Origin of the sequence: Chondromyces crocatus, assembly GCF_001189295.1 — a bacterium.
GTDB lineage: Bacteria > Myxococcota_A > Polyangia > Polyangiales > Polyangiaceae > Chondromyces > Chondromyces crocatus.
In genome coordinates this window covers 8,305,766-8,331,661 of sequence record NZ_CP012159.1, presented here as the reverse complement: position 1 = coordinate 8,331,661, position 25,896 = coordinate 8,305,766, and the positions used below count along the sequence as shown (strand labels likewise).

Annotated in this window: 21 protein-coding genes and 1 tRNA gene; 16 read left to right on the top strand and 6 right to left on the bottom strand. The window is 68.9% G+C overall.

Translation table 11 applies throughout. The features are described 5' to 3' along the window. Window positions 1–41: 41 nt before the first annotated feature. The 5 genes from CMC5_RS29965 (at window position 42) to CMC5_RS29945 (ending at window position 3,861) form a co-directional block, all read left to right on the top strand. Window positions 42–779 (top strand): response regulator transcription factor, encoded by a 738-nt coding sequence (locus CMC5_RS29965; RefSeq protein WP_050433602.1) that lies wholly within the window; start codon window positions 42–44, stop codon window positions 777–779. Then, window positions 776–2,146 (top strand): histidine kinase dimerization/phospho-acceptor domain-containing protein, encoded by a 1,371-nt coding sequence (locus tag CMC5_RS29960; protein ID WP_050433601.1) that lies wholly within the window; start codon window positions 776–778, stop codon window positions 2,144–2,146. The genes CMC5_RS29965 and CMC5_RS29960 overlap by 4 nt, the downstream gene beginning before the upstream one ends. Window positions 2,147–2,406: 260 nt before the next feature. Next, entirely contained in the window at window positions 2,407–3,144 is a 738-nt protein-coding gene (gene uppS, locus CMC5_RS29955) for a polyprenyl diphosphate synthase (protein WP_050433600.1), read from the top strand. Window positions 3,145–3,231: 87 nt separating this feature from the next. After that, window positions 3,232–3,308: transfer RNA gene (locus tag CMC5_RS29950), tRNA-Arg, on the top strand. Between the two features lie 88 nt (window positions 3,309–3,396). Further along, window positions 3,397–3,861 (top strand): YchJ family protein, encoded by a 465-nt coding sequence (locus CMC5_RS29945; protein ID WP_050433599.1) that lies wholly within the window; start codon window positions 3,397–3,399, stop codon window positions 3,859–3,861. A gap of 211 nt (window positions 3,862–4,072) precedes the next feature. On the opposite strand, the gene CMC5_RS29940 is transcribed toward CMC5_RS29945, so the two are convergent. Further along, complete coding sequence (locus tag CMC5_RS29940) at window positions 4,073–4,795, bottom strand: glutathione peroxidase (RefSeq protein WP_050433598.1); 723 nt, start codon at window positions 4,793–4,795, stop codon at window positions 4,073–4,075. A gap of 946 nt (window positions 4,796–5,741) precedes the next feature. On the opposite strand from CMC5_RS29940, the gene CMC5_RS29935 reads away from it, so the two are divergent. Next, the gene (locus CMC5_RS29935) at window positions 5,742–6,671 is read left to right on the top strand and encodes a proprotein convertase P-domain-containing protein (RefSeq protein WP_050433597.1); all 930 of its coding nucleotides are present in this window, start codon (window positions 5,742–5,744) and stop codon (window positions 6,669–6,671) included. A gap of 21 nt (window positions 6,672–6,692) precedes the next feature. Here CMC5_RS29935 and CMC5_RS29930 read toward each other — a convergent pair whose 3' ends face one another. Together CMC5_RS29930 and CMC5_RS29925 are read right to left on the bottom strand one after the other, a co-directional pair. Next, a complete protein-coding gene (locus CMC5_RS29930; RefSeq protein ID WP_156338954.1) occupies window positions 6,693–8,357 on the bottom strand; it encodes a type 1 periplasmic-binding domain-containing protein in 1,665 nt (554 codons plus the stop codon). A 13-nt stretch (window positions 8,358–8,370) separates the two neighbouring features. Beyond that, entirely contained in the window at window positions 8,371–9,048 is a 678-nt protein-coding gene (locus tag CMC5_RS29925; protein WP_050433595.1) for an HAD family hydrolase, read from the bottom strand. Between the two features lie 242 nt (window positions 9,049–9,290). Here CMC5_RS29925 and cyaY point away from each other — a divergent pair, with 242 nt between their 5' ends. Together cyaY and CMC5_RS29915 are read left to right on the top strand one after the other, a co-directional pair. Next, the gene (gene cyaY, locus CMC5_RS29920) at window positions 9,291–9,629 is read left to right on the top strand and encodes an iron donor protein CyaY (RefSeq protein WP_050433594.1); all 339 of its coding nucleotides are present in this window, start codon (window positions 9,291–9,293) and stop codon (window positions 9,627–9,629) included. 101 nt (window positions 9,630–9,730) lie between these two features. Continuing rightward, window positions 9,731–10,645 carry a matrixin family metalloprotease gene (locus tag CMC5_RS29915; protein WP_050433593.1) on the top strand — a complete coding sequence of 305 codons (915 nt, stop codon included), beginning with the start codon at window positions 9,731–9,733 and terminating at the stop codon, window positions 10,643–10,645. Here CMC5_RS29915 and CMC5_RS29910 read toward each other — a convergent pair. Further along, window positions 10,614–11,774, bottom strand: a complete 1,161-nt coding sequence (locus CMC5_RS29910) for a hypothetical protein (protein WP_050433592.1) — start codon at window positions 11,772–11,774, stop codon at window positions 10,614–10,616. The genes CMC5_RS29915 and CMC5_RS29910 overlap by 32 nt on opposite strands. A gap of 476 nt (window positions 11,775–12,250) precedes the next feature. Between CMC5_RS29910 and CMC5_RS29905 the strand changes: the two genes are divergently transcribed. From CMC5_RS29905 to CMC5_RS29870, 7 genes are all read left to right on the top strand, one after another. Then, on the top strand, window positions 12,251–14,452 hold the full coding sequence (locus CMC5_RS29905; RefSeq protein WP_245677827.1) for a pseudouridine synthase: 2,202 nt from the start codon (window positions 12,251–12,253) through the stop codon (window positions 14,450–14,452). Then, the gene (locus CMC5_RS29900; RefSeq protein WP_245677826.1) at window positions 14,397–15,977 is read left to right on the top strand and encodes an HD domain-containing phosphohydrolase; all 1,581 of its coding nucleotides are present in this window, start codon (window positions 14,397–14,399) and stop codon (window positions 15,975–15,977) included. Before CMC5_RS29905 ends, CMC5_RS29900 begins: the two co-directional genes overlap by 56 nt. Next, window positions 15,974–16,720, top strand: a complete 747-nt coding sequence (gene lipB, locus CMC5_RS29895; RefSeq protein WP_245677825.1) for a lipoyl(octanoyl) transferase LipB — start codon at window positions 15,974–15,976, stop codon at window positions 16,718–16,720. The genes CMC5_RS29900 and lipB overlap by 4 nt, the downstream gene beginning before the upstream one ends. Before the next feature lie 400 nt (window positions 16,721–17,120). Continuing rightward, complete coding sequence (locus CMC5_RS29885) at window positions 17,121–17,753, top strand: HoxN/HupN/NixA family nickel/cobalt transporter (protein WP_156338953.1); 633 nt, start codon at window positions 17,121–17,123, stop codon at window positions 17,751–17,753. Window positions 17,754–17,803: 50 nt separating this feature from the next. Continuing rightward, on the top strand, window positions 17,804–19,912 hold the full coding sequence (locus tag CMC5_RS29880) for a hypothetical protein (protein ID WP_050433586.1): 2,109 nt from the start codon (window positions 17,804–17,806) through the stop codon (window positions 19,910–19,912). 157 nt (window positions 19,913–20,069) lie between these two features. After that, complete coding sequence (locus tag CMC5_RS29875) at window positions 20,070–20,708, top strand: hypothetical protein (protein ID WP_156338952.1); 639 nt, start codon at window positions 20,070–20,072, stop codon at window positions 20,706–20,708. 65 nt (window positions 20,709–20,773) lie between these two features. Then, window positions 20,774–21,316, top strand: a complete 543-nt coding sequence (locus CMC5_RS29870) for a hypothetical protein (protein WP_050436208.1) — start codon at window positions 20,774–20,776, stop codon at window positions 21,314–21,316. A 66-nt stretch (window positions 21,317–21,382) separates the two neighbouring features. On the opposite strand, the gene CMC5_RS46670 is transcribed toward CMC5_RS29870, so the two are convergent. Together CMC5_RS46670 and CMC5_RS29855 are read right to left on the bottom strand one after the other, a co-directional pair. Further along, entirely contained in the window at window positions 21,383–22,408 is a 1,026-nt protein-coding gene (locus CMC5_RS46670) for a hypothetical protein (RefSeq protein WP_179955486.1), read from the bottom strand. A gap of 34 nt (window positions 22,409–22,442) precedes the next feature. Continuing rightward, the gene (locus CMC5_RS29855) at window positions 22,443–24,593 is read right to left on the bottom strand and encodes a serine/threonine-protein kinase (RefSeq protein WP_050433582.1); all 2,151 of its coding nucleotides are present in this window, start codon (window positions 24,591–24,593) and stop codon (window positions 22,443–22,445) included. Window positions 24,594–24,889: 296 nt separating this feature from the next. On the opposite strand from CMC5_RS29855, the gene CMC5_RS29850 reads away from it, so the two are divergent. Continuing rightward, the gene (locus CMC5_RS29850; protein WP_050433581.1) at window positions 24,890–25,888 is read left to right on the top strand and encodes a 3-oxoacyl-ACP synthase III family protein; all 999 of its coding nucleotides are present in this window, start codon (window positions 24,890–24,892) and stop codon (window positions 25,886–25,888) included. The last annotated feature ends 8 nt before the right edge of the window (window positions 25,889–25,896 follow it).

Below are 25,896 nucleotides of genomic sequence, written 5' to 3'. Positions count from 1 at the left end.
AGCGGTGCGCACGGCCTCTGGTTTCCGCTAGGCTCGCGCCGATGGCGAAGGTCCTGGTGGTCGAGGACGAGCCGGCGATCGCGGAGTCGATTGCCTTTTTTCTGCGGCGCGACGGCTTCGGCACCACCGTGGTCAACACGCTTGCGGACGCGGAGCGCGAGCTGCCTCGGGCCGATCTGGTGATCCTGGATCTGACGCTGCCCGACGGGAGCGGCTTCGAGCTGCTGAGCCTGGCGCGGCGGAGCGCAGCCGGGCCGGCGATCATCGTGCTCTCCAGCCGTGACAGCGAGGCGGATCGGGTCGCTGCGCTGGAGACCGGCGCCGATGACTACGTGACGAAGCCGTTCTCCCCCCGCGAGGTGGTGGCCAGGGTCCGGGCGGTGCTGCGGCGCGCCGCGGGGCACGCCGTGGCGACGGCGCCGTCGGATCTGCCCCCGGCGCCCGTGGCGGCGCCCCTCGCGCTCCAGGTCGACGAGTCGACGCGGCGGGCTCACGTGCGTGGTCAGGAGGTCGATCTCACCCGGGTGGAGTTCGATCTGCTCGCCTGCATGCTGGCCGCGCCAGGGCGGGTGTTCACCCGGCCGCAGCTCATCGATCGCGTGTGGGGAGACGGGTTCGCGATCACGGATCGGACCATCGACTCGCACGTGAAGGCGCTGCGGAAGAAGGTGGTGGAGGCGGGGGGAGACGCGGCGCTCATCGAGACCGTGCGCGGGGTGGGCTACCGGGTGACGGATCGGCCCGCGCAGGACGGGGAGGGGAGCAAGGGAGAAGCATGATCCGGCTGGTCATCACGGCGGCCGCCGCGATCTGTCTCATCCTCCTCGTCGCCATCTTCGTCTCGCGCCTGGTGCGGACGCGCACCGCCGGGATGAGCGTCCGGATGCAGATCTTCATCGCGCTCGGCGCGGTGATCGGCGCCTTCGCCCTGGGCCTGGGGGTGCTGGTCATCGATCGTATCGAGGCGCGCGCGCGTTTCCTCGCGGAGGGGTCGGCGCGTGACGAGGCGGCGGTGTTCGCGGCCGTGGTGGCGATGGAGATCGAGACGCGGGGTGTGCGCCTCGAGGATGTGCGCAGCGTCGACGCGGGGGGGCTCGACGTGGTGCTGAACCTGGCGCTGCTCGATCCAGAGGGGAGGACGGTGAGGTCGAGCGGCCCCTCCCCGGGGGAGCCAGGGAACGTCTTCGTCACCGCGCCGGTGCTGGTGCGCGGCGAGCGGGTGGGGGCGGTGCGCGTGGTCAAGCCGACGATCGTGGTGGAGCGGATGGTCGCCGACTTCGCGCCGCCCATCCTGGTGCTCAGCACGGTGCTGGTCGCCGCCGCCGCGGTGTCGTCGCTGATCATCGGGCGCGCGATCGCCGCGCCCATCGAGTCGCTCACCGACTTCGCCGTGCGCGTGAGCGAGGGGGAGCGGAGGGCGCCGCCGCCACCTGCGCATGGGCGCGAGGTGCAGCGGCTCGCGCGCGCGATCGATACCATGCGCCGCGATCTGGAGGGCAGGCCGTTCGTCGAGACGTTCGCCGCCGATCTCTCGCACGAGCTGAAGAACCCGGTGGCCGCGATCCGGGCGAGCGCGGAGGTGCTGGAGGGCGGCGCGCTCGATGATCGAGAGGAGGCGACGCGCTTCGTGGGCCGCATCCAGGAGGCGACGGCGCGCATCGAGGCGATGCTCGGGGATCTGCTGTCGCTCGCGCGGATGGAGGCGCGCGGTGTGGAGCAGATGGAGGTGGTGGATCTGATGAGCGTGGCCGAGGCGGCAGCGGACCGCGCGCGCGAGCGGGGGAGCGCCGTGGTGGTGACCGGTGCGGGCGCGATCGTGCGGGGTGACGCCCTGTGGCTGGGTCGCGCGCTGGACAACCTGCTCGACAACGCGCGGATGCACGGCGATCCAGAGGCGCCGGTGCGGGTCGCGCTCACGCGCGCGGACAGCAAGGTGCTCCTGTCGGTGAAGAGCCGAGGTCAGATCGCGCGTCACATCGCGGGGCGGATGTTCCGACGCTTCGTGACCACGCGGGCCGACAAAGGTGGCACCGGGCTCGGCCTGGCGATCGTGAGGGCAATCGCCGAAGCCCACAGTGGGTCGGCCGAGTGCATCGAGCGTGGGCCTCCCGACGTGGAGGTCCAGCTTTCTTTGCCTGCAGCGTGAGGATTCCAGCCTGCGCGCCGCCCGCGCGCTGCCTGGGACACCTCCGGAAGCATGCTCGGGGCTGCCCGTGCGCCGATCCAGGCGGATTTGCTGGGCCCTTCCCGGCGACGATGGCACCCTCCACAAAGACAGTGTGTTTTCACCCTCGTGGGCCAGCCTGCTCCGCCTCCACGAAACCTCCATGAGGGCACCATCGGACCCGCGCCTGTCAGGCGCGTTTCTGGTGCAGAGTGAAAACATACTTCCAGAAGGACCTGCTCATGGCGCATCCCAACCTTCCCAGGCACATCGCGATCATCCTCGATGGAAACGGTCGCTGGGCGTCGACGCGCGGCCTCCCGCGCCCGAAGGGACACGAAGAAGGGCTGAAGGCCGTGCGCCTCGCCGTGCGTTCGTGCAGGGAGCGTGGGATCCCCAACCTCACCCTCTATGCCTTCAGCGTCGCCAACTGGGCGCGACCCAAGGACGAGATTGATGGTCTGATGCGGGTTTGCCTCGAGTTCGCCGAGAGTGAACGCGAGGAGTGCATCCGCAGGGGCGTGGCCGTGCAGGTCATCGGCGATCTGGACGAGCTTCCCACGCTCACCCGCCGTGCGGTGGAGCACATGGTCGAAGCGACCCGTGGTGGTACGGCGATGACCCTCGCGCTGGCGCTGAGCTACGGCGGGAGGCGCGACATGGTGAACGCGATGCGGACCCTCGCCGCGCGCGCCCAGGCCGGGCTGGTGATCCCCGAGGAGATCAACGAGGCGTCGCTGCGCAGCTTCCTCACCACGAGCGAGTTGCCCGACCCGGATCTCATCGTGCGCACGGGTGGAGAGAAGCGGCTCAGCGACTTCTTGCTCTACGAGTCCGCGTACGCGGAGCTGTTCTTCTCCGACGTGCTCTGGCCCGACTTCGACGAGTCCGTGCTCGACCAAGCCCTCGCTGCGTATGGCCGTCGCCAGCGGCGTTACGGCCGCACGGGCGAGCAAGCCGGCCGCGTCGCGGTGCCTTGAGGAGCAGGGGCTCGTGCGAAATGTCGGGAGCTTTCGCGAAAGCTCGATTCTGAGCCCGTGATGCGCTACGAGGGGCCCGCGTCGCACGCGCCCGTAGCTCAGCTGGATAGAGCAGCGGCCTTCTAAGCCGCGGGTCGCAGGTTCGAATCCTGCCGGGCGTGCCAGTGATTTCGAGAGGATGGCCTCTCTCCCGGCAGCCGGCAGGATGATGACGGCGAGGGGCCGCGCCAACTGACCCCAGCGCCGCGAGCCATGCCGAAACCTCAGCTCTGTCCCTGCACTTCCGGCCTGTCCTACCGCGCGTGCTGCGCGCCCTTCCACGCAGGGGGAGAGCCGCCGGATCCCCGGACCCTCGTTCGTTCACGGTATGCGGCGTTCGCGCTCAAGGAGGCCGCGTACCTCGTGCGCACGCTGGACGCCGCACATCCAGATCGCGCGCTCGACGCGACGCTGTACACGCGCGCCATCAAGGATGGCCAGCTCCGTTACATGGGGCTCACGCTGCTCGACGCGGAGGACGTCGACGAGGTGGGCGTCGCGCGGGTGCTGTTTCTCGCGAAGATCTTCGAGCGGGGGCGGGATCGCTCGTTCGTGGAGCTGTCGGACTTTCGTCACGATGGGACGGGGTGGCGCTACCTGGCCGGGATCAACGTGGCGGCGCGGGAGCTCCCTGCCGGGGGGGCTGGTCTCACCATCGCTCGATTCAGGCAAGGTTGAACGCTGGGCGCGGGCGCTCTGGGGCGCCCCGTGGACGCACCTCCGTCGCTCATGACGCGTGAGGTCGAGCGCAGGGCGCGTCGAGTGCTGCGTGGCAGCTCGAGCGTCGTTCTCGGCGTGATGGCCGTGAGGGATGAAGGGGGGGAAGCTCGAGCGCGGACGCAGGATGCGCGATGCACCCTGCGTCGCGACCGACAGGACTCGGTCGGCTTTACTTGCCAGCCGTCTGGAGCCACTTCTCCAGCTCGTCGGCGCCGCCGATGTGCTTGCCATCGACGAACACCTGGGGCGTCGTGCCGCCGCCCGGGAGGGCGCGGAGCACGCGGGGGGAGCTGGGCAGCTCGGCATACGGCAGCTTGTTCTCCTCCAGGAGCCGCTTGGCGCGGGCGCAGTGACCGCAGCCGGGCTTGGTGAAGAGCAGGACGTCGTGGTGCGCGGTGCCGCCGAGGTGGCGCAGCATGGTGTCTGCATCCGAGACCTCGTAGGGATCGCCGGGCTTCTCGGGCTCGATGAACTGCTTCTCGATCACGCCATCACGGACGAGCATCGAGTAGCGCCACGAGCGCTTGCCGAAGCCGAGGTCCGCCTTGTCGACGAGCATGCCCATGGCCTCGGAGAACACGCCGTTCCCATCGGGAACGAACGAGACCTTGTCGGCCTTCTGGTCCTGCTTCCAGGCGTCCATCACGAAGGAGTCGTTGACGGAGACACAGACGATCTCGTCGACGCCGCGCGCCTGGAACGCGGGAAAGAGTTCGTTGTAGCGGGGCACGTGCGCCGTGGAGCACGTGGGCGTGAAAGCTCCGGGCAGGGCGAAGACGATGACCGTCTTGCCTCCGAAAAGCTGCTTGGTGGTGATGTCCTTCCATTCGCCGTCCTGGCGAACACGGAGGGTCACGTCAGGGACGCGCTGACCTTCTCGAGAGGTGAACATTCAGAGGCTCCTTTCTGGGCGGTCCTTATATCGACGGATCCGTCGCTTTGCCACCGCTCGTGGGAGAGAACTCGCTCAAGGTGGGCCGGCCGCAGGCACCACACGTTCAGACTGGACGCGCGAGTGGCGTGCCTTATTCCCCCGGGTAGGTGCCAGACAGCCGCGCCGAAGAGGACGAGGTGAGGGGGATGCGCAAGAAATGCGGGCGAGAGGGGCGCTCATTCGGGAAGGCGGGTTCTGCAGGGCGCGCGAGGGCCTCGTGGGAGGAGCGGGAGGGCGCTGGCAGGTGCGGCATCGAGGCAGCCGGGGGCGCGTCCCCGTAAGGGGGGAGAGTGTCGCGTCGAGTCGGAATGCCGACGGCGAGAGAGGCCGTGATGGCGAAGGGGTGAAGGAGGTCGCTGCACGGGCATGGTGACGCGGCATGTGGCGATGCAGCGAGCCATGAAGCGCGTGCGGTAGGGTCACGAAGGTTGCCGTGGAGGCAAGGGTGACGCGGCATGCAGCGCCGGAACGAGCCGCGACGCATGTGCGTGAGCGACGCGTCCGTGGACAGAGCACGCTGAGGACATGATGCGTGGTAGAGCGATGTGAGCGCTGCGTCGGGCCTGTTCCCGGCGCGTTCGATGAAGAACACCGACCGGATCGACGTCATGCAGTCGGTGCGCGGCCTGCGCCGCTGCGGGGCGGGGCGTTCTCGTGGAGCCTCATGCTGATGAAGGCGTGGAACGGTGGTGCGCGCTGCAGTTCGGCGCGAGGTGGCGAACACTGCGCGGCCGGATCATGACGAGCCGAAGAAGGTCGAGGGCGACAGTGTGCGTACGCATCACCGATCTTTTCTTCTCCGGGTGAAGCCGTCGACGCTCGCTGGATCGGATCCCGCCGCGCCGGGACTCGAAGGTAAAAGCTGAGCAAAAACGATGAGTCAGCACGTGTTAGGCTCGTCCTTGTGAGGACCCCGGATCGACAGCTCGGCACAGGTGTTGGCGTCGCGCTCCTCGTCGCTGCGGCGATGAGTGCGCTCTCCTGCACCCTCGATGTGATGGGAACGGGACCCGATGCGGCGGATCCGGATGGAAACGGCGGCACAGGTGCGGGAAGCGCTGGCAGTGCGGGCGAGGGGGGAGGCGATGCCGGCGGTGGCGGACCTGGAACCGGTGGAGAGGGAGGCTCGGGGGAGCCCGTGCCGCGATGTGGTGACGGCGCGATCGATGCCGGTGAGCGTTGCGACGATGGCAACGGGGTCTCGGGAGACGGCTGCTCGGCGTGCGGTGTCGACGACGGGTACACGTGCAGCGGCGCGCCGAGCGTCTGTGAGGAAGCCACGCTCACGCCGTTCACCGAGGGGCCCCGTCTGGGGATCTCGATCCCGGATGATGCGCGTTATGACGGCAGTCTGGCTTCGATGGTGTGCGTGCCCATCGCGGTGACGACGGCCAGTGACGCTCTCGTGCGGCAGGTGGAACTCAGCGTTGGGATCCAGCATCCCTACCTGGGTGATCTGGTCATCAAGGTGGCCAGTCCTGACGAGACGGTGCTCACGGTCATGAGCCGTCCTGGCGTGAACGATCCCGAAGACTCTTCCTTCGGATCGAACGGAGACTCCTCGAACCTCGAGGCAGCCCATCCCATCCGCTTCGCGGATGGTGAGGCGCGCTCCGCGCAGACGATGGGGAGTTCGATCGGTGGCGGCAGCGTGGTCTGCAAGGACGACAACCGCTGCGACTACGCGCCCGCACCGGAAAGGGGACCTGGGACCGCTTTCTCGGACTTTCATGGGAAACCCGCGACCGGGAGCTGGCGGGTCTGCGTGGCGGATGGGGACACGAACGACTCAGGGAGCATCGACATGGTGTCGTTGTCGATCCTGGCCTGGTGAGAGCGAGGCGTTCTCTGCTGGTCAGTCGCAGGCGCTGCTCAGGGAGCCCTTGAGGGTTCCAGGATCCGCCGCGTCGAGGAAGAGGCCAGCCAGGATGTTGCTCCTGGCGCGGCCATCGAGGCCGGAGGGAATGCACCAGATCTGGATGTCGCCGGCTGCCTCGCCCTTGCCCAGATCGAAGTCGAGGGGACCGGAGGCGCCGGTGAAGTCGATCTTCTCGCCTGCGCGAAGCCGTGTGATCGCGTCGGGGATGGCGGCGGCGCCGGCGTCGATGGGGGTGCCCGGCGGGATGAGCTTGCCGATCCCCTCTGCGAGCCCAGGGCCCGTGACCGGATTCGTGCCAAGCGTGGCTGCGGCGTAGCCGAGAACGTACACGGCGTCGTAGGCCTCTGCGGCGCCGAAGACCTCGGAGCCGCCGTCGTCGAAGCGCGCCTTGTAGGTCTTGGCGAAGGCCTGGAACACAGGGTTCGAGCGCGCTCTCCCTGGGGTCGTCCCACTGACCCGCTTACGAAGTGTGTTGTTGGTCCCGATGGTATCCCAGAGATCCGAGCTGACCACGCCGTCCGTCATCACGTAGTAAGGCAATGTGGTCGTGGCCGGGGGCCGCTCGGCCAGCGCCTTCTCCAGCGGCACGAAGATGTCGTTGACCGCTTCGGAGTACCCGACCAGCACGACGATGTGCGGCTGGCTCGTCAGCGCCGCGTTGACGGCCTCCTGGAGCTTCGGCGGGTTGGTATCGGGGTTGTCGGGGTCGCCGTAGTCGAAGCGCAGGTAGTTCGCACTGTTGGTCGGGTGGGTGGGGCGCTGGCCGTTGAGGATCAGCTCGTTCTCCAGCGCCTGCCGGAGCTGCCGGCCGTAATCGTCGCCGCGGTGTAGGACGGCCACCTTGAGGGGCGACTCGGCCACTTGACCTTCGAGGTACTGGCTGATGTAGAGCGCGATCGCCTGGGCCTGGTACGTGTCGGGAGGCGCGGTGCGCCACACCAGGCTCTTGTCGACGAGATCGCCGAGCCCGACGGCGGTCGCCGAGGGAGACATGAGGAGCGTCCCGGCGGCGATGGTCTCGTCCTTGATGTCCATGGTGATGCCGCTGAACGCTGCCCCGATGATGGCGGGCGAGTCGAGCGAGAGCAGGTGGCGGGTCGCAGTCCGTGCCGTCTCCGAGCTGCTGTCGTCGGTGCAGCCCACCATGACGAGCTGGCGGGGGCGGTCGGCGATCTGGGCGGCAGTATCGCGGAAGTCGTGGACGGCGACCCGAGCCGCGTTCTCGATGGGGACGCCGATGCCTTCATCGACGCCGGTGGTCGGGGCGATCGAGCCGAGGATGATGGCGTCATCCGGAGCTGGCGTGCCGACGATGGTCTGGCACTGCTCGGAGACGAGGCTCTTGCATGTACCTGCGGAGGGGACGCAGACGTAGTTGTTGCCGAGTCGCGACACGCACTCCTGGTTCGTGGAGCAGGCGGCGTTGGCGCTCGAGACGCAGACCTTCTCCGCGGAGCAGATCGCTCCAGGGAAGCTCACGCAGTCGTCGTTCGTCTCGCACTGCGTGGTGCTCTGCTCGACGATCAGCGAACATCCTCCTGCCCCGAGAGGCAGGGCGAAGGCTGCGAAGAGGGGAGCAAGGCGTCGGAGCGAGCGCGAGGCGCTCGACGCTGGAACGGAAATGGTCGACTTGAAGGGCACGGTTGGGGGCATCTTACCCGGATCCACTGGTGGTGGACAGGCGTTCCCCCTGCACCACCTCGAGCAGTTCGTGGGGCGTGCTGAGCCAGTGTGTGGGGTTCCCGCTGACCAGGTCTTCGCGTGTGAAGGCGCCCCACAGGGCGGCGCCGGTGGCCACGTGGGCCGCGTTGCCAGCGTGAAGGTCGTGCAGGCTGTCGCCCACGAAGAGTGCCTCCTCGGGCGCGGCGTACAGGAGTGCGAGCGCGCGGTCCACCGGCTCCCGGTGGGGCTTGGGGTGGGTGACCTCGTCCCCGCAGACCAGGACGGGGAACGCCGCCTCCAGGCCGGTCACCCGGAGGCCCATCTCGGCGAAGCGCCGGGTCTTGCTGGTGACGATGCCGAGGCGAACGCCGAGCGCCCCGAGGGTGTCGACGGCGCTGAGGATGCCGGGGTAAGGGCGGATGGTGGCGTCGTGGCGCTCCTGATTGTATGCGCGGAACGTGGCCAGCATCGCGTCGGCCGTCGCGGGATCGGGGCTCCATCCGGAGAGCAGCTTGGCGAGGGGGACGCCGATGCCGCGGAGCAGCTCGGCCTCGTCGCGTGGGGGGAGGCCGAACGCGGCGAAGGTGTGGTGGAAGCTGTCGAGGATGAGACGGATCGAGTCGACCAGGGTGCCGTCGAGATCGAAAAGTACGGTCTGATAACGGAGCATCGATGGGTCGGGCGTTGCACGCCCCAGGACCGGAGGCAAACCTTCGACGCGCGTGTGTCGCTGTCGCCGATGCTCATCCCTCCTGCTACAGGAGGCCATTCCGGCCTGGCCTGCTGGCTGTCCAGACGTTGTCTTCGAAGAGGGACGCGGGCGTTCTGTCGGCAGGAGAGGGGGCTCGGCGAGCGAGCACGGCCAAATCTACAGGGCGACGTCTGGCGTGCGTGCGGGTATAACCGCCTGCCATGAGCGACGCGTCGGTTCCGGAGCAGGTGTATGAGGCGGCCGCAGATCGGACGCTCCGGGAGCTGCAGGATCGGATCATGGATCTGACCGACGGACCGGAGTCGGATCTGTCGAGCGGCATCCTGACGATCGAGTTCGAGGATGGGGTGAAGTTCGTGATCAACAGCCACCGTGCGGCGCGGCAGATCTGGATGGCCGCGGAGCGTTCGGCCTGGCACTTCGATTACCGGCACAACGAAGGGCGCTGGGTGGCATCGAAGAGCGGGGATGAGCTCTGGAACGCTGTGGACGCGGTGCTGTCCCGGAAGCTCGGCAGGCCCATCCATCTGGCCAGGTGAACGAAGGGCGCGGCTCCTGGCGCAACGCATTGAACGCAGGGGATGGTGCTGAGGAAGCGCAGGGGCTTGCATGCCGCGTTCCCGGGCGCTCTTCTTTGACGATGGCTTCTGGCTCGCGTGCGTCGGCGGTGGTCGTCGCCTCGGCCTTTGCGTTGCTCGCGACGAGCGAGGCGGCGGCATACTGTCGCTCCACCACCTGCAGAGGGGTGGATGCGTGTGACGGGGAGATCATCGAGGGATGCTTGCCCCTGCAGTGGAAGCGCTCGTGCATCGGCTTCGCCCTCCAGGAAGATGCATCGAGCGATGTGACGCTGGAGCGTGCAAACGAGGCGCTCGACGCTGCCTTCGACGCCTGGCAGACCGCGGACTGTGGAGGAGCGACGCCGGGCATCAGCGTCGAGAACATGGGGACGGTGACCTGCGATCAGACCGAGTACAACAAGAAGGCGGGCAACGCGAACATCCTCGTCTTCCGCGACGAGGTGTGGCCCCACGTCGACGGGCAGCACAACATCGCGCTCACCACCGTCAGCTACGATCCCAGGAACGGCGAGCTGTACAACGCCGACATCGAGGTCAACACCGCCAACTACGAGTTCGTGGATGGGGACATGTACGATCTCCGATCGGTCCTGACCCACGAGGCCGGTCACTTCCTGGGCATGGGCCACGCGCTGACCGATGATGCGACCATGCGCCCCGTGTACGACGTGTACTCGACGGACTTCAGGGTGCTCTCTCCGGATGATGCGGCAGGGATCTGCGCCACGTATCCGCCCCGCGAGGAGGGCAGCGGGCACTGCAACCCGATTCCGCGTCATGGCTTTGCGCGCGAGTGTGGAGACGATCAGGCGCCAGGGCGCTGCGGCATGTCACCAGCGAGCGCGTCGACGGCAGGAGGCGGCGCGATCGCGCTGTTCGGGATGTCCGTGATGGTTGCTGCGGTGCGGCGTCGGCGCCGTACGTGGGTGAGGCGCGGCGAGATCAAAGGCCGAAGCGGACCCCCGCCCGGGTGAGCAGCCCCGTGAGGGACGCTCCCACGGTGAAATCGATGGCGATCTTGGGGGAAGGGTGGATGGCGAGGCCGATCTCTGGCAGCGCGAGGTAAGGGAAGAACGTCGGCCGGTAGCCGCCGGCAAACCAGCTCGGTTCGGTGTAGCCAGGGTAGCGATCGGCGTCGTGATCGAGCTGATTGCAGTAGAGGAAGGTGCCTTCGGGGTTGTTCGGACCACGGCAACGCTTCCATCGTGCGAGATCGTTTGCCGCTCCGGGGAGGGGATAGGCCTGGGATCGATACAGATCGCCGGTGAACGCCCATCCGAGACCGAGGCCGCCTCCGATGCGGAGATGAAAGCGCCCCCGAGCGTCGAGAGGCAGATCCCACGCCACGTGGACGCTGGCGAGGAGCGCTTGCAGATCACTCTCGATGATCTCGTAGTCGGTGTCTGGTGATCCTGCCGGCTTGAACGGGGTCTCACCGAGGCGGAAGCTCGCGTAAGATGCCGCCACGGTTATGTCGATGGCGGAGGTCTTGAAGCCGAGCGACACGGTCCCACCGGGAACCAGCATCGTGCGGCCTCCGTCTCCGAAGAAGCCGAACATGAACCAAGGGACGATGAACCCCTGGTAGCCGCCGCCGATCCATAGACGGGGCTCGGGATGTGGGGACACATCGCTTTCTTCCGGGTCCCCAGGTGGTTTTCTCGGAGGAGGTGGTGGAAGCGCCAGCAGCCTGAGCTTCATGACGCGCCGCTCTCCCTCGTGGAGCGTCACCTCTTCCTTCAGATCCTGTCGTCCTGTGGCGCGCGCGACGAGGGCGACAGGTCGATCCGGGGGGATCTTGATGGGCTGGGTGGTATCCTCGACCGGTCGCCCGTCAATCTCGATTTCCAGCGCTCCGTAGAGCTCCTCGATCTCGAGGGTGAGGGTCGGGATGCGCTCGTCGACCGCTTTGGCCTTTGCGGCGGCACGCTTGATGGCAGCGTTGTCCCACCATCCGTACTTTCGCCCGGGCTTCTCGGCTGCGATGGCGTGAAACAGCTCACTGGCTCGAAGGAGGTCCCCCAGCTTCGCGTAGCACTCTGCGAGGGCGAGGGCGGAGTTGGGTCGGTGGCGCTTGGACTCCCCCTCCTCCAGAAGAGGCACCGCCTGGACACAATCTCCCCGCCTCGCCAGGGCGATGCCCCGATTGGCCTCTGCGTCTCCTGGGCCCGCCAGTGCAGGTCGGCCGAGGAGCATGATGCAAGACAAAGCAGCGAGAACGGCGAGGAAGGCGCGCAGGGTGGCCCATCCTAGCGCACGGTCCGGGGCAGAGTGCCACGGAGAAGGCAGCGGTCCCGTAGGGGAGCCGACGGGATGAGGACGCCCGGAGCGGGCCCGAAATTCAGGCCCCAGGGTGCGGTCGGAGGCGCGGGAGGAGGTCGATGTCGCGGGGTCGAGCCGTCATCCTCCGGGTCGCGTCGAGCGGAAAAGCTCTCACCACGTCCATTTTCCACCTTCGACGCTGGGCAGTACCCCTTGTAAGCTCCACCAGAATGGCTTCCGGCGCAGGTATCGAAGGACCGCACGGCCTCGGTGATGGCCCGAGGACTCAGGGCTCTGGCGGCATCTTGTCCGCGGCCGTGCGACGCACGCTCAAGGCAGGAGAGATCCCGAGCACACTGATCGAGTGCCAGCACGCGGTCGAGTGCGCGGGGTGCCCCCACATCGCGAACGACTACGCGCAGCAGCTCGAGGCGAAGCGCGCTCGTGTGCGCAGCGCTGTGGCGCACTACCCGTCACTCGAGCTGCTGTACACACAGCCCGTCATCCCGGCCGATCCGATCGTCGGCTACCGGGGGCGCGCCAAGCTCATCGTGTCGCCGACAGGCGCGATCGGTCTCTACGGTCGCACGGGTCACCACGAGGTGATCGACATCCCGAGCTGTCGGGTCCTCGCCCCCGCGCTCTCGGCCGTGACCTCGCGCTTGCGCGAGCTCATCGCTGCGCCGCCTCCGGAGGCGCGCGCGCTTCTCCTTCCCTACGACCCGACGCGGGGCGGCGTGCTGCGCGCCATCGATCTCCGGGAGGTCCACTTGCCGGCGAGCTCTCCGCTGTTCAAGGAGCTGGGCGCGAGGGAGGATGATCCGTCGTTCGTGCTGATCACCTTCGTGTTGCAGCGCGAGCGCGCCGTGACGCGGGAGGAGCTGCGCGAAGCTGGGAAGGCGATCCGGCCTCTGCTCCCGCGCGTGGTCGGGGTGGCGGCGAACTTCCATGACGCGGAGGCGCCCCAGATCCTGGGACCGGAAACGATCTTGCTCGACGGCGTGTCGCACGTCCCCGATCAGATCGGGCCGACGTACCACATCGCGGCCTTCGGCTCGTTCGTGCAGGCGCACCGCACGCAAGCAGCCCGTGTCCACGCGATGTTGCTGCGCGAGATCACGTCACTGGAGCGCGAGAGCCCGACCGCCGAGACCACCGACACCGAGCCCGCACCCGTCTCCATCACCGAGCGCAAGCCGCTCCGGTTGCTGGACCTGTACGGTGGATCGGGGGCGATCGCGCTGGCGCTCGCGCACGGTGGCAACCGGGTGCTCAGCGTCGAGTCCTTTGCGCCTGCGGCCGCGAATGCGCGTGCAGCCGCCGAGTCGCAAAACCTGTCGTCGCTCATGGAGGTGCGGACCGGCGACGTTGCCGACGTCGTGGCACAGCTCGCTGCTGCCGGGGAGCGGTTCCACGCGGTGGTGATCAACCCACCGCGGCGCGGGATCTCACCGACCGCGCGGGAAGCCGTGGCGCGTCTCGCAGCGCCACTGCTGGTCTATGTCTCGTGCGATCCGGACACGCTCGCGCGCGACCTCGATCATATGAGCCGGCTCGGCTACAGCTCCACCGAGCTGACGCCCCTCGACATGATCCCCCTCACCGAGGAGGTCGAGACGATCGTCGCGCTGCGGCGGACCCCTGCGCCTCCACCGCGGGTGATCTACGACGACGACGGGGTGCTCGTCGTGGAGAAGGGTCCCCACGAGCCCGTGGGGCCGCAGCAGGAGTACCTGGGGTCGTTGCTGGCACGCTGCGCGCGCATCCCGGGCGTGAACGATCTGCTCCATGTGGTCCACGCACTGGATCCTGGGACGAGCGGCCTGTGCATGCTGGCCCGAGACGAGGAGGCGCTCGCCCGCTGGGGTGAGGCGCTCGCCACGACGGGCCGGCTGATCTACGTGGCGGCCGCCAAGGGCGTGACGCCGGGCAAGGGAGCCATCACGCGTGACCTGCGGGAGGGCAACCGGGTCTACTCGGCGCGTACGCGCTACCGCAGGCTGGCCGTGGCCTCGGGTCACTCCATCCTCCGCGTGATCCCGGATGGCGGAAGGACACACCAGATTCGGCGCCATCTCGCGGCCATCGGGCACCCGGTGCTGGGCGACGAGCGCTACGGACACGTCCCCACGAACCGATACTTCGAGGAGAAACACGGCCTCGATCGTTCGTTCGTGCACCTCGTGCGCATCGAGATCACGCACCCGCGTACCGGCGTGAAGCTGATCATCGAGTCCACGCTCCCTGGCGACCTGCGCTCTGCGCTGCAGCGCTCCACGGGGCCCTCGGTGATCCGCTTCCTCGAGCAGAAGCACGCACTCGGTGAGAACCGCGTGAGCGCCGTCTCGCCAGTCCAGGACGAGCCCGCGCCGAGCAGCCGTTACTACATCCCCGAGGAAGGGGAGCCGGTCCCGCCGTCGATACGGGTGCCGATGCCCATCTCCATCCGGGTGCCCGATCTCGATGATTCGCCGCGAACCCTGCGGCACCCGATCGTCCCGACCGGTGACGACGAGTAGGCCGTCGCTGCACGATCGATCTGGTACGCTCCACCCCGTGTCACTGCCCTCGGAAGACCGACCTCGCATCCTCGTCGTCGACGACGAGAAGGTGATCCGCGACATGCTGGCGGATTTCCTCGGGATGGAGGGGTACGACGTCCGCACGGCCGAGGACGGTGCTGCTGCGGTGAACGAGCTGGCCAAGGGCCACTATGACCTCGTCATCAGCGATCTCAAGATGCCGCGGATGGGCGGCATCGCGCTGCTCGATGAGATCGGCAAGACGGCCCCGAGCGCGCTCACCGTGATCATGACCGGCTTCGGGACGGTCGAGACAGCGATCGACGCGATGAAGAGGGGGGCATACGACTACGTGCTCAAGCCCTTCAAGCTCGACGAGGTCATCCACGTCGTGCAGCGAGGCATCGAGAAGCGGCGCATGCAGGCGGAGAACCTGCGCTTGCGCGAGGCGCTCTCGCTCTACAAGGTCAGCGAGGCGATCGCCGCGAGTTTGTCGCTCGATCAGGTCCTGGAGACGGTGGCCGACAGCTGCCTCAGCGAGATGGACGCCGACCTCGTCTCGACGTGGCTCGAGAGCGGTGAAGGTGGCCACTTCGAGCGGCAGAACCTGCAATCGAGCACGCTGCCCGAGGGCGCATCGCTGGGGCGGCTCTCGTGCAGCAGCGTCCTGGAGCACCTCCGCTCCGAGGCCTCGCTGCTGGAGCAAGGTCAGCGCGGGCTGCGCTTCTTCGAGGAAGCGCCGGATCTCCCCCTGTCGTCGCTCACGGCGGTCCCCCTCCGCGTGAAGAGCAGGATGATCGGCTTCGTGGCGGCGGCATCCTTCACACGCTCCAGACGCTTCGACGAGGGGCAGCGCAAGCTGCTCAGCATCATCGGCTCCCGCGCTGCAGCGGCGATCGAGAACGCCCGACTCTACGAGGATCTACAGGCCACCTTTCAGCAGACCATCGAGGGACTGGCGAAGGCGATCGACAAGATGGATCGCTACACCGCCGGCCACTCCGACCGGGTCGCGATCTACGCCGTCATGCTTGCCAAGCAGCTCGGCATGTCGGCTCACGACGTCGAGATCGTCCGGCAGAGCGCGCTCATGCACGACATCGGCAAGATCGGCTGCGTGCTCAACCTGAACAAGCCCGGCAAGCTGACCAACGACGAGTACGAGGTGTTCAAGCGGCACCCGATCTACGGGCGCGACATCCTCGACCCGATCAAGTTCCTCCACCCCCTCATCCCGGGCGTGCACCTGCACCACGAGCGTTGGGACGGTCGAGGCTACCCCCTCAAGATGCGCGGCAACGAGATCCCGGTCATCGCCAGGATCATCGCCGTGGCCGACACGTATGACGCGATGACCAGCGATCGCTCGTACCGCCGCGCGCTTCCCCACGAGGTGGCCATCGCGGAGATCGAGCGCTGCGCCGGGAGCCAGTTCGACCCCGATGTCGCGGGTTCGTTCACTGGCTTCATCGAGGACTGGCGCGAAGAGCAGAGAGCGCTGGGGAAGAAGGTGCCGGAGTGAGCGAGCGCCACGCGCGCGCCGTTTGGCTCGGGCGCCGACGCTACGCACCCATCCACGACCTCCAGCGGCAGCTCGTCGAGGCGAGGGTGGAGGACCGGATCGGGGACGTCATCCTGCTGCTGGAGCACGCTCCCGTGATCACCCTCGGGCGCGGTGCCGAGCCAGGGAACGTGCTCTTCTCCGAGGAAGCGCTCGCTGCGAAGGGAGTGGACCTCGTCGTCACGGGCCGCGGCGGAGACGTGACCTACCACGGCCCCGGACAGCTCGTCGGCTACCCCATCCTCGATCTGAAGCCCGATCGCTGTGACGTCCGTCGCTACGTGCGCTCGCTTGCCGAGGTGATGATCCTTCTCGCCCGCGAACACCATGTGGAAGCCGGCGTCGTGGACGGCATGATCGGGGTATGGGTCGACCGGGCCTCCCCCGGAGAGTGGGCTGGTGCGCCCTGGTCACGCGAGCTCGCCAAGATTGGAGCCATCGGCGTGAGAATCTCTCGCTGGGTGACCATGCACGGCTTCGCCCTCAACGCCGACGTCGATCTGGACGCTTTCCGGCTGATCGTCCCCTGCGGGATCCGAGATCATGGCGTGTCCTCGCTCCTCGCCTTGACGGGGAAGGCTCCTTCCGTGCGTGACCTCGCCCTGGCAAGCGCTCCCCAGCTCTCCCGTGCGCTCGACGTGCGTGTCACCGCCGTGGAAGATCTCTCCGAGCTGGACGATCCGACGACGGCATTGCTGGGGTGAGTCGAGCACGCCCGGACCCCAGGCCCCCAGGGGAGGGTTGCCGAAGACGCGTTTTCGGGGAGATTCGCGCCCCCGACCATTCACGAGGCCGCCTGATCATGGCACCCTTGAGAGGTGGGCCACTCCAGCATGCCGCCTGCCCTCCAGCTCGCGCAGGCGCTGCCCGACGGTCGCTGCCCGCGCTGTGGAGGCGCAGGGGGCGCACCTCGTCGGCTGCGCGCGAACCCATTCCTCTGGGGACCCTCCTCGCAGCCACTGGTGTGCGAGGACTGCGGCCTCGACTTCGAGCGCCAGGTCAGGGACAGTCGGCCGCCCTGGAGCGACGACTCCTCCTCTTGAACCGGGTGTCAGTAGCACCATTTCAACACGCTGTGCTACGAGTCCACGACCTATGAGCCTGGTGGCAGCATCGCTCCTCGGCCTCGGCATCGGGGCGCGGCACGCCCTCGAGGCGGATCATCTGGCCGCAGTCTGCAACTTCGTCTCGCAGGGGGGCGGCGTGCTCGGAGCGGCCAAGACCGGCGCGCTCTGGGGTCTCGGCCATTCCCTCGTGATCGTCGTGGCCGGAGGCGCGCTGGTCGCCACCGGCGCCCAGGTGCCAGAGTCCCTGGCCTTCGTCCTGGATCTGGCCGTTGCAGGCATGCTCGTCGGCCTGGGCGTCGCTGCCCTGCTCTCGTTGCGGCGCCTCCGGGCGAAGGCTCGAACCCCCGCGACCGACGCCATGAACCGCCAGCCTCCCGCGCGTCGCCCCCTGGCCGTCGGACTGGTCCACGGTGCCTCGGGGACCGCAGCGATCCCGCTCCTGGTCGCCACCACGATCCCCGAGCGCACGGAAGCCCTCGTATTCGTCGCCGTGTTCGGCATCGTCTCGCTGCTGGTGATGGCTGCGGTCGCGGGCCTCCTGGCACTGCCACTCCGCTCGGTCGCGCGTCGGGCCCCGGAGCGCGTGCGGGTATTGCAAGGCCTCGCCGCGACCGCCTCGATTGCGGCCGGCCTGGCCGTCGCGTGGTCCACCCTCGGGCCAGGGGCCTGAGCGGGTCACGCTTTCGATCCCGCGGGCTCGTCGAGTACAACCACCGCCCGGTGGTCCGCCTCGCCCTGCGCCGTCTCTCCTCGATCCCGCTCGGTGCTGGGCGGACGCTCGCAGCAGCCCTCCTGACCACCCTCGCGGTGGGCTCCCTGCTCGCGCCCTCGTGGCTGCTCTCCGTGGGATCGCGGCGCGCTGCGGCATGCCTCGCCGAGGTCGAGGCGCCCCGCGGACCCTCCCTGCCTGACTGCAACCAGCAACAGCGTTGGTTCTCCGTGCCCTCCCATGTGCCGTGGACCCGCCAGGCCGCCACCTATGCCTCTGAGGAACTCCAGGTACGGCAAGCGCTCGCCTCGTACACCGATGCGGCGGTCGGGCACCCCGATCGGGCTTCACTCGACCATGCAAGCGGCGCCTTGCAAAATGCGGAGCGGCTGGTGCTCGAAGGGTCGCAGCGGCTCCGTTTCGAGGACTTCGGCCCACCTGCCCCTCTCCCCCGACTCGGAAGAGAGGCCAGCCTGCTCGGTGATCGCCGCACCTTGCTCCAGCTCTCCGACGCCTGGGGAGACTGGTACGTGCGCCTCCACGCGCTGCGCGCTGCGCTCATGGAAGCCGACCTGCCCCGCGCGCAGACCCTCGCCGCGCGCTACGCAGAGTTCGATCCTCGCGACGAAGATCTCCGGGTGACCGTCGCCGCCACCCTGTGTCTCGGCGACGACGCACGGCGAGGCATGGAGATGCTCACGCTCACCCAGGACGACCGCGCCTCGAGGCGCTATGCGGGCATGTCTCGCAGCTGGGGAGACGTCCGCGTGCTGCTGATCGCGTGCGCTGCCCGCGCAGGGCTCGAACCTCCTCCCAGACCCACCCGCATCGACGCAGGCGACGAAGACCTGGTCGACGTGCGCGCCGTCCAGTCATGGCGGCTGGCGTTCGCGCGCAACGATCGAGCGGGCCTACACCGCGTCGCAGCGTGGGCCCAGGAGCTCCTCCTCTCGTCCGATCGCCCTCCCGAGAGCCGCGCGGGGCTGCTCGTCACCGTCCTCACCGAGGCCAACGACCTCGACCCCGCGACTCTCGTGGCCCTCGTACAGCCCCGCACAGAGATCCACGACACCCGCCTCGCACCTGGACTCCAGCTCGCGCTGCCGTCCTTCCGCGCACCGGGCCTGCGGCGTCCCGTGGTGCCAGGGCAGCACCTCGTCGCTGCCGCCGCCCGCATGGCGACCCTCGCGATGAGCCCTGAGCTCGGGAACGACGACCGGCAGCTCCTCCTCGACGCCGCCGGCGCCCTCGCCTTCGAGGCCGCGCGCGAGTTCGCCCTTGCAGGCAACCCCACCGCGGCCCTGGACGTCCTCGACCGGCATGAGCGCACCATCGACACGACGGCCCTCGCCCTTGCGCGATCGAGCGTCTGGTACCTGGCCGGAGACCCTCAGCGTGCCCTCGAAGCACTCGCGTCGATCGCGCGCCCCCCGGACCTCTCGGGCACCCATCGCATCGCTCATGCCGCGGTGACCCTCCAGCGTGCCGAGCTGCTCGCCCTCCTCGGACGACGTGACGAAGCCGGACGCGCTGCCGTGGAGGCCGACGAGATCATCGCAGGCGGCCTGGCACCTGGCCTCGAAGCGCGCGCCCGCTGGACCCGCCTCGCCCTCTCGCGGCGCGCGAACACCGCACCGCTGCCCCCAGGCATGGCACCCGTCCTCCCGCACCCTTCCGACGGCGCCCATCTCTTCCCGTGGCCCTGGGTCGGCTTTGCGGATCCTGACGCCCCCTGGACCCGCCCGGAGCAGCCTGCACTCCGCACCGCCCTCGAACGGTGGGCAGCCACGCGGAGCGCCCCCCCTCCCGAACGCCGCGCCCTCCGGTTCGCGGCCCTCCGCCGCCGAGGCGACGCCCCCCCTGCGCTCTGGGCCTACCTGATCCTCGGCGGCGAACTCCTTGCCGAAGGCGAAGGCGACGTCGAGACCTGGCTCGATGCACTCATGGCGCTGGATGCGCGCCGCTTCACCTTCCGAGAGCTCGCCCTGTCCCGCGCCGGCGCTGCCCGATGGCGAGGTGACACCGAGCACGCCGCGACCTGGCAACGCCGCTACGAGACACTCCGCGCCCTGATCGCGGATCCCGAGCGGGCGGAGATCGCCCGGTTCCTCGGGTTCTGAGCGCTCCGGACTGGCGGAGAAGCGACACCGTTCGTACGTTGTCGCTCATCGCTCCGCGAGGTGATCCCGAATGTGCCCGCACTGCGGCAAAAATGCTCCCATCGTCCACCGCGGTCTCACCGCGACCTGCACCGCCTGCGGCAAAGCACGCCTGCCCATGTCGGGCCGCCCCATGGATCTGGCTGGCAAGCCATCTCAGGTAGGTGGCACCGTCGCCCGGGTGTTCGGCTGGGTGGTCCTCATCGGCGGCCTCTCCCTGGCCCTGCTGTTCGGCCTCCTGCTCGCGGCCATCTTCCCGGGCACCCTCGCGCCATGGGTCGTGTCGCTCCCCATCGGCTTCGCCTCTCTCGCCACGGCCATGCTGCTCCTCTTCGGCGGCCGCAAACTGCGCGAGAGCGGCGCGGCTGCCGAGCAAGGCGCACGCAACCAGGCCCTCTTCTCCCTCGCCCAGAACCGAGGCGGCATCGTCACCGCCCGCGACGCCTCGAACGCCCTCGCCATCCCGCTGGAGCAAGCCGACGCCTTGCTCACCGAGCTGGCGAAATCACGCCCGGACGAAGTGGGCGTCGAGGTGAGCGACCAGGGAGAAATCCTCTACACCTTCCCCGGGTTTCAGCGCCGCCCAGCGGGACCTGGGGGCTCTCCCCCGGGCAAGGCAGGCCGCTTCGTCCCACCGGAAACAGGTCCTGCGCGCGTGGCAGCGACCGACGGCAGCGACTGGCAACAGGCCGAGATCGAAGCCCAGGCAGCGGAGGAAGCCGACCAGGCCCGATGGAGGAAGGAACGGACCCGCTGATCCTGCCGCGTGCTAGCCTCCGGCCCGTGCCCCGGCTTCCTTGCACCTCCGGGCGCTCTCATCCCATGCGCATCCGGAACATCTTGCTCTCTGCCCTCGCCCTGGGAGCGACGTTTGGCGCCGCGTCCCCTGCGGAAGCATTCGAGCGCCAGTGGCACGCCGGCGCCGCCTTCGGCTACGCCATGCTCGCCGACCCCGGGACGTACCCTGGCTTCGGCGGCCGCCTCCACGTCGCCTACGGTCTCACCGACGCGTTCAACGCCCTCGTCGAGGTCGATCTCGCGACCCATCCTGGAGGCCAGTTCTTCGCCTTCGGCGGCTCGGCCGGTGCCACCTACGTCATCGACATCCTCCAGTGGGTCCCCTACGTCGGGCTGACCGTGGGCGGCTACGACCTCGTCCGCGCCAGCCAGTGTGGCGGCCCTGGCGACCCCGCCTGCCACGATGGCCGCTTCGGCATCGGCGTCCCCTTCGGCCTCGACTACGCCATCTCCCGCGAATTTTCCCTTGGCGTCGCCGGCAAGTACTCGATCTTGCTCCCCTCGACCGAGTTCCCGACGAGCTACCTCACGCTCTACGCGCGCGCCGAGTACGTCTGGGGTTACTGAGCCCCCCCGGGCTCAAGGACCCCGAGCGCCGCCGCGCTGAGAGCCCGGCCCATCGCGCGCTGCCCTTCACCTGGGGCGGTTGGGGATCACGATCTTGCCGCGCTTGCTGGTCGGCGTGGTCGTGGTCGTCGTCGTCCCCGTCGAGGTCGGCGTGGTCGTGGTGGTCGTCGTCCCCGTCGTCGTGGGCGCGGGCTTCGGCGTCGTGGTCGTCGTCGTCGGCACCGTGACGGTAGTCGTGCTGGTCGGCGCCGTGGTGGTCGTGGTCGTCGTCGTGGTCGCCGTCGTCGTCGTGGTCGCCGTCGTCGTTGGCACCGTCGTCTTCGGCGGCGTGACCACCGGCGGCACCTCCGCGACCGGTGGCACCTCCGCGACCGCAGGCGGCGCCTCGCCCGCGGGCTCATCGCTGGCCACCGTCGCCTCTGGCGCCGTCATCGTGGGCATCGGCGCGATCTCCTCCGACGAGCTGCTGCCCCCGCTGCTGAGCAGGAAGAACCCTGTCACCAGCCCCCCGATGACCACGAAGGCGCCGGCCCCGATGAGCATCAGCGGTGCTCCCCCCCGTGCAGGCGGAGGCGCCCCATAAGGAGCCGGACCCCCCAGATACCCTGGCGGAGCCGCGCCGACACCGGGCGGCGGCCCGCCATAAGGCGCTGGTCCCCCGTAAGGCGGCGGCCCCCCATAGGGCCCCGGACCACCATGAGGCGGCGGCCCCCCATAGGGCGCTGCTCCCCCGGGCGGAGCAAACGGCGCTGGCGCTCCCATCGGCGCCGCACCAGGAAACCCACCCGCGTGCGGCGGAGCGCCACCATACGGCGCCCCCCCCACCTCGGTCCTCCCGGCTGGAGAAGGCGGCCCCCCATAGGGCCCCGCACCCGCACCCGGAGGCGGAGCCTGGAGCGGCCCCCCATCCACCACCGTGTTTCCCGCCCCACCGACCGCCCCTGGGAGCGGCCCCACACCGGGAACAGGGAAGGTGCCCGGAGGCGCATTGTCCACGAAGAGCGGCTCTCCGACGATGGTTTGACCCTTCCCGGGGGCACCTGCCGGAGGAGCCGGCCATCCGGGGGGACTGCCGTTGGGGTTGTTGCTCATGGGTCGTCCATCGTAGCCCCGTTGACGGCTACGGTCAGTTGCTCTTCGGAATTCCCCAGTTGATCGGCTTTCTTCCGCCACCCGTGCTCGTCGACGTGCCCGTCGACGTGCTCGTCGACGTGGCCGTCGGCGCCGTGTTCGGCGGCTTCGGCGACGTCGGGATGTGAAGCGTCGGCGTCGGCAGCGGCCAGTTGCCGGGGAACGTCGGCAGCGTCGTGGGAAGCGTCGACGGGATCACGATGATCGGCGGCGTCGTGGTCGTCGTCGTGGTCGTCGTGGTCGTCGTCGTCGACGTCGTGACCGTCGGCGGCGTCGTCGGTGTCGTCGCCGGTGGCCTGGTCGTGGTGGTCGTGGTGGTCGTCGTCCTGACTGGCGGCGCCGTCGTCGCTGGCACCGAAGGCGACGTGATCGTCGGCGTGGGCGACGTCATCGTCGGCTGCGTGGACACCTGCGGCGTCTCCGCCTCCACCTGCTGGCTCTGCCCCAGCGTCGGTGGCGTCAGGTCTTCCTGATGGCCGCTGCTCCGATCGTTCCCGAGCTCATTGGCCAGGTAGACCCCGCCGACCACCGCACCAGCGATCCCCGCCGCGGAGAGCAAGATCAGCATCAGCGGCGGACCCGACGAGCGCTTCCCGTGGCGCTGCCCCGCCATCCCAGCCGAGGGCATCGGCGCCATCGACGCCGTCCCCGGCAGCGCATGCACCGCCGGATGCCCCTGACCATACCCGCCCCCGTACGCCGGAGCGCCACCATGCCCCTGGTTCCCTGGCGCGAACGCCGGCGACCCTCCGACCGCCGTCCCACCCGGCCGTTGCGGAGGCTCCATCGGGAACGCCGACATCGTACCGCCGGCCCCACCGTTCATCGGCGCATAAGGCGGCGCGCTCACCGTCGAAGGCAGCACCGGACTCTCCCGCACCGCGGACAGCGCCGCCACGGGAACCAGCGGCTCCGACATCCCTGGCACGGGCGACAGCGCCGACGTCCCCGACCCCCTCGCGTTGGCCGAGAACCCTCCCAGCGGCGTCGGATTCCCCAGCATCGCCAGCGGCGTGGCCTCGGTCGTCGCGGGCAGCATGCTCCCGAGAGGCGTGAAATCCCCGCCTTCCTCCGGCGGAACCGTCTTCGGAACCGACGGATACCCGCTCCCCCCGTCACCGGACTCCGCCCGGTTCGCCGCCGCCCCTGCGCTGGCGTCACCCGAACCATCCCCCTGCGCTGGCGACTCCGCCGCCTTGGCTGCGGCGACCACGGGCGCTGGCGTCGGCGCCTGGCTCACCTGCTGCGGCGGAGGCGTCAGCGCCGACGGCACCCGCGCCGCCTTCGCGAACGGCTCGATCGCCTCGCGCAGCGCCGCCACCGTCGGGAACCGATCCTCTGGCCGAGGCGAGATCGCCCGATGCACCGCCGCCGCCAGCTCGCGCGGAATCTGCGGCGCCAGGTCCGTCAACTGCGACACCTGCCCCGAGTGGTAGGCCATCGCGATCTGCAGCGGCTCGTCTCCACCGACCGGCCGCCGCCCCGCCAGCATCTCGAAGACCATCACCCCGATCGAGAAGATGTCCGCCCGCCCATCGACCTTGTCCGCCGAGTAAGCCTGTTCTGGCGCCATGTACTCCGGCGTCCCCATCACCACCCCGGGACGGGTCAGACCACGCTCCAGCTCACCGGTCACCCTCAGCTTCGCGATGCCGAAATCGAGCAACTTCAACAGCGGCTCACCCCGCGGCGTCGTCGTGATCATCACGTTGTCGGGCTTCAGATCCCGATGCACCACCCCGGCCCGATGCGCAGCCTCCACCCCCTCGAGCATCTGCATCGAGTGCTCGAGCGCGTCCGCGTACGACAGCTGCTGCCCAGCCCGGTACAGATCCTCGTAGAGCGTCTGCAGGGTTCGCCCCTGCAAGTACTCCATCACGATGAACGCCTGCCCGCTGCTGTTCTGATCGACGTCGCTCACCCGCACCACGTGCGGGCTCTGGATCTGCGCCGACACCCGCGCCTCCTGCAGGAAGCGCTGCACCAGCCCCTGACGGCGCGACAGCTCCGGGTGGAGGAACTTCAACGCCACCGTCGTCCCGAGCATCTCGTGACGCGCCTCGTAGACGCTCCCCATACCCCCATCACCGATGAGGCGGACGAGACGGTACTTGTTGTTGATGACCTGACCGACCTGCGGGCGCATGGGATTCCGTCGGGAGTGGGGAAGGTCCTGGGAGAGTCTCACAAGCTTGTAGACGGACGTCAGTCGATTTCGTGTGACCGGAAGGCACGGTTGGCCTCCTGGACGTCCAGCCTGCTTGTCTTGTGAAGTCGCGGTACGTCGGAGGAGCCCGAGGGTGCAACAGGAAATTCTGACATCCCTGCAGCCGCGCAGCTCCACCGCCGGCTCGTAACGCCTGCAGTCTGGCACGCCTCTGACGCATTGTGTCGGTCGATCCGACCTTCCCTGGACGCAAACATCGGACTACCCGGTCGCCCATGCCGCGATCAGCAATCCTCGGGGTAGGGCATCACGTCCCTGACAAGGTGGTCACCAACGACGATCTGGCTCGGCTGATGCCGACGAGTGACGCCTGGATCCAGCAGCGCACGGGCATCCGTGAACGCCGCTTCATCGCCGAGAGCGGCACCGGCGCCAGCGACCTCGCCGTCCCTGCGGCGCGCATGGCCGTCGAACGAGCCGGCCGCAAGGTCGAAGACGTCGACATGATCATCTTCGCCACCCTCAGCCCCGACGTGAACTTCCCGGGCTCCGGCTGCTTCCTCGGCCACAAACTCGGCCTCCCTGGCGTCCCTGCGCTCGACATCCGCAACCAGTGCTCGGGCTTCCTCTACGGCCTCAGCATCGCCGACGCCTGGGTCCGCGCCGGCGCCTACCGCAACATCCTCGTCGTTGGCGCCGAGGTCCACTCCACCGGCCTCGACTTCTCCGAGCGCGGCCGTGACGTCGCCGTCCTCTTCGGCGACGGCGCTGGCGCCGCCTTGATCGGCCAGAGCCCTGGCGACGAACGCGGCCTGCTCTCCATCGCCCTGCACGCCGACGGCGCTGGCGCACAGGACCTCTGGCTCCAGGCCCCTGCCTCCAGCCACATCCCCCGACTCACCCCCGAGATGATGGAGCGTGGCGACCACTTCCCGAGGATGAACGGCAAACAGGTCTTCCGCTGGGCCACCGAAAAAATGCCCGAAGTCTCCCTCGAAGTCCTCGAAAAGGCTGGCCTCGGCGTGAGCGCCGTCGACCTCTTCGTCCCTCATCAAGCGAACATGCGCATCAACCAGCTCGTTGCCAGCAAGCTCGGCCTCCCTGAAGACAAGGTCGTCCACAACATCGAGCGCTACGGCAACACCACCGCTGCCACCATCCCCATCGGCCTCAGCGAAGCCTGGGCCGAAGGCCGCCTCCACGAAGGCGCCACCACCCTCCTCGCCGCATTTGGCAGCGGCTACACCTGGGGAGCGGCCGTCGTCCGCTTCTGAATCCCCGT